Annotated in this window: 6 protein-coding genes; 1 reads left to right on the top strand and 5 read right to left on the bottom strand. The window is 31.7% G+C overall.

Annotated elements, in window-relative coordinates; translation table 11 throughout:
- The 4 genes from ABDH49_01305 to ABDH49_01290 form a co-directional block, all read right to left on the bottom strand.
- A partial coding sequence (locus ABDH49_01305; GenBank protein MEN3045614.1) for a DNA translocase FtsK occupies positions 1 to 828 on the bottom strand: 828 nt, incomplete at its 3' end.
- Positions 825 to 1,892, bottom strand: a complete 1,068-nt coding sequence (locus ABDH49_01300; protein MEN3045613.1) for a glycosyltransferase family 4 protein — start codon at positions 1,890 to 1,892, stop codon at positions 825 to 827. The genes ABDH49_01305 and ABDH49_01300, both read right to left, overlap by 4 nt.
- Positions 1,889 to 4,702 (bottom strand): phosphoribosylformylglycinamidine synthase subunit PurL, encoded by a 2,814-nt coding sequence (gene purL, locus ABDH49_01295; protein ID MEN3045612.1) that lies wholly within the window; start codon positions 4,700 to 4,702, stop codon positions 1,889 to 1,891. Before purL ends, ABDH49_01300 begins: the two co-directional genes overlap by 4 nt.
- Before the next feature lie 9 nt (positions 4,703 to 4,711).
- Positions 4,712 to 4,990: an acylphosphatase gene (locus tag ABDH49_01290; protein ID MEN3045611.1), complete on the bottom strand. Its 279-nt coding sequence runs from the start codon at positions 4,988 to 4,990 to the stop codon at positions 4,712 to 4,714.
- 129 nt (positions 4,991 to 5,119) lie between these two features.
- Between ABDH49_01290 and ABDH49_01285 the strand changes: the two genes are divergently transcribed.
- Complete coding sequence (locus tag ABDH49_01285) at positions 5,120 to 5,779, top strand: thioredoxin family protein (GenBank protein MEN3045610.1); 660 nt, start codon at positions 5,120 to 5,122, stop codon at positions 5,777 to 5,779.
- Here the strand turns inward: ABDH49_01285 and ABDH49_01280 are convergent.
- Positions 5,765 to 6,874: a glycosyltransferase family 1 protein gene (locus ABDH49_01280; protein ID MEN3045609.1), complete on the bottom strand. Its 1,110-nt coding sequence runs from the start codon at positions 6,872 to 6,874 to the stop codon at positions 5,765 to 5,767. The genes ABDH49_01285 and ABDH49_01280 overlap by 15 nt on opposite strands.
- Positions 6,875 to 6,893: the final 19 nt, after the last annotated feature.

Genomic DNA, 6,893 nt, shown 5'->3' with positions numbered 1-6,893 from the left:
AATACCAACTGTTCCCTTATCTGGTAAGGGTGTAACTACTCTTACTCTTGAAGATTTCATTCTTAAAGCAATATCTTCTGAAAGATTTTTTATTTTTTTGATTTGTATGCCTTTTTCTGGTTCGAATTCATAAAGTGTTATAAAAGGTCCTGGGTGAATTTCTTTTATTTCGCCCCTTATTCCAAATTCTTCGAGTTTTTCTTTAATTTTCTTTGCTTCTTCTTCAAGTTCTTGTTTTTTTACGTCTGACTTTAGTTCCTCGGTCTTAAAAATTTGAAAAAGTTTCTCTTTTTCGAATTTAATCTCTTCGGAGTTTTCTTTTTTTTTCTCCGTTTTTATGCTACTTGACTCTTTTTTTTTCCTATTTTTCTCGTTTATCTTTTTTTCTTCCGGTTTTTCATCAGTTATTTTTTTCAATTTTTTACTTCTTAAATTTTTTAGGAATGATACAGCTGGAAAAGAAAGCGAGAGAAAAATCAAAACGGCAGGAAATATGTTAAAAAGTTCTCTGGTTTTTCTATAAATAATAAAAGTTTTCGAGCTTTTTTCTATAAGGTTTTCAAAGATAAAGTTTAATCCAAAAGGTAAAAGAAGTAAATAGAGGGACAGGATAATAAATAAATTTCTAAATTTTCTGTTTATTAGATAAATTGAAAAAAGGATGAGGTTAACAGTTATAACGAAGGAGTAAATTTTTCCAAGTTCTCTAAATAAAAATCCTTTTAGGGCCTCTCCAATACTTCCCCCTAAATTTTCCCTAAATGGTAAGATTGAAATTAGAGGATATATGGATAAGATTAAAAAAATGGGGCCTAATATTTTTCTCATATATTTTTTACTTTTTCGTAGAATTTTTCCAAGTTTTTTTCCCAGTTTGCCTTGGTGTCTATTATTTCTCTATTAATCCTAATTGCTCTTTCTCTTAGAGTTTTATTCCTTATAGCCTCCGTAATTTTTAGGCTCAATTCATCTGAATCAAGTGGATCAAAAAGAAAACCGTTTACTCCATCTAAAATCCATTCCCTATTTCCAAGAATATCGGATACAATTGGAAAAACTCCAAAGTTCATCGCTTCTAAAAGAGAAACACTAGTTCCATCATATAGTGATGAAGATAAGTATATATCGGCTTTTTTAAGCAATTTGTAAAGATTTTCTCTCTCCTGGAAACTAAGAAACTCGACCCTATCAAAAATTCCCCTTTGATATACCATTTCTCTAACTTTTTTCTCAAGAGACCCTCTTGCTATCCATATTAATTTGAAGTTTTCAGAGTCAACCTTAGATATCCCATCTATGATTACAAAAGGGTTATAAATTTTTTCAAGTCTTCTATTTGTAAAAATTATTATTTTTTCATTTTCTTTTTTTACGTTGATTCCGCTGTCTCTTACACTTTTTTCTATTCCAAAAGGTATGATCAATATTTTTCTGGACTCTATTTTAAATTTAGTTTCGATAATTTCTTTCATAAACTTGGCATCTACTACTATAAGTTTTGCAAGTTCAAATATTCTCTTTGAGATTATTTTATGCAAAAGTGATTTAAAACTAACTTTTATAAGGTCAGTTCCCCAGCAGAAAAGCACAAAGGGCTTATGTCCCTGAAGATAAGATAAAAATCCGTAATTAGGGATAAAGTGAGCAAAAATTATATCAGGATTTATCTTTCTAATAAAACTTTTAACCTCGTTAAATCCGAATAGATAGCGTTTTACTGAAGGTTTGAATCGTGAGTTTATTTTTATGAAATCTTCTAAGGGTATATCTGAGTAGATAGGATCTTCAAAGGATAAAAGGTATACTTTATAACCGAGATAATTATAACCTTTTACCCATGTCCAGGTATGGGTACTCGATGCATCAGATAAAACTAAAGCAGTTTTTCTCAAGGTAAAAAGGGAGATCTTGTATATTCTTTATATAATTTTTCCACTTCTAAATCTATTTTTCCCCTTTTTGTAATTATCCTTATTATTCCATTATTTTCTACATATCCGAGCTTAAAAATAGGCAGTTTCTTATTCAGAAGGAGAAACTCGCTTTCTTTTTCTCTTTTTACTTCCACAACTATTCTGCCTGCGGATTCTGAAAACAAAAAGAGATCTGGCCTTTCAATACTTTCAATATTTATAGTTACACCCTTTTGTAAAGCAAAACACATTTCACAAATTGCAACAAATATACCACCTTGACTTACATCATGAGTTGATAGAATTATCCCCTTTTTTATAGATTCATATAAGGCCCTATAAACCCTTAGAAACTCCTTAGGTCTTACCTTAGGGACTAATCCCCTTTTTAAAATACCCCTTAATTTCAAGAATTCGCTCCCCCCAATTTCTTTTATGTCGGTTTTGCCTACTAAATATATGGGATTACCCTCCTCCCAAAAGTAAGACCTAGATATATACTTTTCGTTTTCTATAATTCCCAGTCCTGTTATAAGTGTTGTAGGTAAAATTCTAAATTTTTTGTTTTTATATTTAAATTCGTTATATAAGGAATCTTTTCCAGAGATAAAAGGAACTTTATAACCCTTTGCAGCTTCAACAGCTCCCATTACTGACTCTACAATTTCAGTTAAAACTTTTTTATCTTCTGGATTAGCGAAGCAAAAATTATCAAGTAATACAATCTTATCTGGATTTGCACCTTTGCTTACTAAACTCCTTATAACTTCATCAACAGCATTCATAGCTGAATGATAGGGTGAAATTCTTGAAAAAGATGGTAAGATCCCAACAGTTAAAGCCAAAGCCTTCTCAGATTCTCTTATAGGTTTAATTATTGCACAATCAGATGGAGATTTAAGGATATAACCCTCATAGGGCTTTTGAAGAGTCTTACCCTGAACTTCATGATCGTATCTTTTTACTATTTCTAACTTTGCTCTTATGTTTGGACTACCTAGTATTTTTAAAAAAGTTTCTCTTAATTCTTCTAGACTTAGTTCTTTAGGGATATATTCTTTTTCTTTAAGTACAAATGTTTTAGTTTCTCTTTTTACTTTTGGTCTTTTTTCGTGTATAAATTTAATATCAATTTCTCCGTGAACTTTGTTACCATATATAAGTTTTAAAATACCATCTTTTTTTACTTCACCGATAACCGTTAAGTCTACATCGTGTTTTTCAAAAATTTCCCTTAATTTTTCTACGTTTTTTTTATCGGTAAAAATTACCATTCTTTCCTGTGATTCTGAAATCCAAATTTCTCTTGGTGAAAGTCCCTTGTATTTTAATAAGACTTTATCAAGATAAACTTCTGCTCCAAAGGGATATACGTTTTCTGTTATCGCAGAGGAAATTCCCCCACCGCCGACATCTGTTATAAAATTAAAAAGTTTTTTATCCCTTGCTTCGATTATAGCATCTAGTAGTTTTTTTTCTGTAATAGGATCTCCAATCTGAACAGCTGAAAGATGTATTTCCTCTGAACTTTCTGATAGTTGAGTTGAAGAAAAGGTAGCACCATGAATTCCATCTTTTCCTGTTTTTCCTCCAACTAATAGTATTAAATTTCCCGGTTTTACCCTCTTTTTTACAAATTTTGAAGGAATAATCCCTATAGTTCCGCAGAAAACAAGGGGATTTGTAAGATATTCTCTTTCATATATAACTGCACCACATAGTGTCGGAATACCCATCCTATTTCCATAATCTTCTACACCCTTTACTACTCCCTTTAAAATTCTTTTTGGATGTAGGACCCCTTCAGGTAATTCCTCATGTTTTATGCCTAAGTCTCCTACACAGAAAACATCAATGTTTGCTATTGGCTTTGCTCCAAGACCTGCTCCAAGGATATCTCTTATAACCCCTCCTACACCTGTTGAACTTCCGCCATAGGGTTCAAGGGCAGAGGGGTGATTATGAGTTTCAACCTTTGCAGCAATAGAAAAGTTTTTATCAAACTTAAATATGCCTGCATTATCTTTAAAAAGAACTTGACAAAAATTTTTTTTGTTCTTTTCTGAAGCCCTCTTTATTTTCTCTAACAAACTTACTCTCTTTTTTCCGTAAGTTATTTCTCCTTTAAAGGTTTTATGAACGCAATGTTCTGACCACATTTGAGCAAAAGTCTCAAGCTCTATTAAGGTTGGCTCTCTCCCTATTTTTCTATAGTAATCTCTAATAGCTAAAAGTTCATTTTTAAGTAAATAAAATTTTTTTTCCTGTGAAAGTTTTAATAATTCCCTTAAATTTAAATTTCTAAATTTTACATATTCGATTTCTGGTTCAATGTCTCCTATTTCTACAAAGGGGTTATTGATCTCTCTTGAAAATAGCTCTATAGTTTTGTTGTAAAGTGCCTTTTTTGCAAAGTAGTCGATTTCTTTTTCGCTTAAATTTCCCTTTATTATAAATTTTTTCCCTCTCTTAATTTTAACATCTATTCCCTTTTCTTGAAATATTTTTTCTATCTGTTCTGCTTCAGGATCTTTTACACCGAAGTGGTAAGTAACCTCATAGGAATTTTCAGATTTCTGAAGTTCTACTATCTTTTCTTCGTTTTCATCAATTATCCATTCTTTTATAACTTTTTCAATTGAATCTGTAGGCTCTGAGCTTTTTATCCAAAGAATCTTATATTCTTCGATATCTTCTAAATTCTTTAATCCAAGTTCCTCGGCAATCTCTTTATATTCCTTAGTAGCATCATAGAAAAGATCTTTTATGAAATACTTATATACCCTCATTTAGAGGGTTTAAAAGTACCGTATCTCAAAGTCAGTAAAGTTTTCAAGATCTGTTGACCATTCTTCCTTTATTTCCTTTACGTGAGCAAGTTCAGGTCCTTTCCAGAGGTCTTTTATCCACTCTTTAAGAAGTTCCTCCTCGCCTTCTCCCACAGCCTCAACTCTTCCATCCCTTAAATTTCTTACCCACCCTTTTATTCCATAAAAGTGAGCCCTCTCCTTTGTAAAAGCCCTATAGAAGACACCCTGCACCCTCCCTGATATCAAAAGACGAACCTTCTTTTTCATTTATATAGAATAAGAAAAAGTTGAGAAAAATTACAAAAACCTTGAAAAGTTCTATTAAAAGGATGTAATTATTTTAATGTTCTCTTCTTTAAAAAGGTTCTAGCCCTAAATGAAAGACTTAATTCGAAAATGGGAATTCTAAGAGAAGAAGATAGGATTGAAGTAAAAAAATACTTTAACAAAAATCTTAGGGATAAGGTTAAATTACTTGTTTTTTCTCAGAGGATAAACTGTAGATTTTGTCATGAAACAGAAGAGCTCTTAAAGGAGTTAGCTGAACTTTCTGATGGTAAGATGGAGCTTTCTATAAAAAATTTTGCTATAGAAAAAGAGGAAGCACAGAAGTATAGCGTTGACAAAGTGCCGGCCATCGTTGTTCTTGATAAAGATGGCGTAGATAGAGGTATAAGATTTTTTGGTATACCGGCTGGTTATGAGTTTGCTTCTCTTTTAGAGGCAATAACAATGGTTTCAAAGGGTGAATCAGGTTTAAGTGAGGATGTAAAGGAAAAACTAAGGGCTATAGATAAGGAGGTACACTTACAGGTTTTTGTAACACCTTCTTGTCCCTATTGTCCACAGATGGTTGTCTTATCTCATAAGTTTGCTTATGAGAGTGAAAAAATTAGGGGAGATATGATAGAGGTTACAGAGTTTCCTGAACTTGGAGAGCTCTATGAGGTTATGGGTGTTCCCAAAACTATAATAAATAACAAAACTTTCATTGAAGGGGCTGTTTCCTTAAGAGAATACTTAAGAAGAATTTTTGAAGTTCTAAAGAGCCAGTAAGCTTCTATAAACCTTAAGGATCTCCTCGCCCAATTTGTGGGGAGTATATTTTTTAATTATTTCCCTTTGTTCTTTTAAAATTTTTTCTCTTAAATTGTTTTCATAGTAAATATCAAGTATTGCTTTCTCAACTTCATAAGTAGAGTAGGGATTTACAAGTATTGAGCCTGTGGAGGCGATTTCTGGTAGTGATGAAAGGTTAGATGTTATGACAGGTATATTGAATTTGAAAGCCTCAAGAACAGGAAGCCCAAATCCTTCATAGAGTGATGGGTATATAAGTGCTATAGCTTTTTCATAGAAATTAGATAACTCTTCGTTTTTCACATTATTTAACCAAATTATTTTCTCTTTGTTTTCCTCAATTTTTTTGCAAATGCTCTCTGATTTAAATCCTTTTTGTCCTATTAGGATTAATTTGACATTTTCCTTTATTTTACAGGAGGCTTTTAAGAATGCCTCTATAATTCTTTCAACGTTTTTTCTTGGTTCAAGTGTGCCTACAAATAAAAAATAGGGGAAATCGGGAGTTTTCTTTTCTCTCCCTTTTTCTTTTTTATTATCAAGTAAAAGGGATGAAAAGGCTGGTATCACCTTTATATTTTTTAGAGGTATTCTCCAAAAATAATTCAGATCTTTTTTTGTATTGTTAGAAACTGCTATTAAAACTTTCGCATTTTTGATTGCAGCTCTGTATATCGTATTCCAGTAAAGAAGCTCTCTTTTTTTATAATTTTCTCTTATTTTCAAAAAGGCAAGGTCGTGGACAGTGACTAAATATGGTATATTCTGATAAAGCGGAAAGGCATAGTTAGGAAAATGTACCAAATTTATTTTGTATTTTTTAAGAAAAGGGGGAAGAATAAATATTTCTAAATAATGTGTGCCTTTTTTAACTGTTTTGATCTCTACGAAGTTTATTCTTTTAAAGTTAAACTCTTTAAATTCTTCTCTTAGGTCATCAGGAATAAACACAAATACTTCTTCTTTATCAATTACTTCGGAGAGGATTTTAATAAGGGCTCTGAAGTATTCCCAGAGTCCCCCTCTTTTGCTTTGTCCATGGATAGAAAGTCCACTTATTCCGATCCTCATTTTTTGTTTATAATTATAA

It is taken from the genome of Candidatus Hydrothermales bacterium (genome assembly GCA_039630235.1).
In the GTDB taxonomy this organism is placed as follows: Bacteria; Hydrothermota; Hydrothermia; order Hydrothermales; family JAJRUZ01; genus JBCNVI01.
Note: the sequence above shows the minus strand (reverse complement) of the source record. Positions and strands in the feature narration are given on the sequence as shown.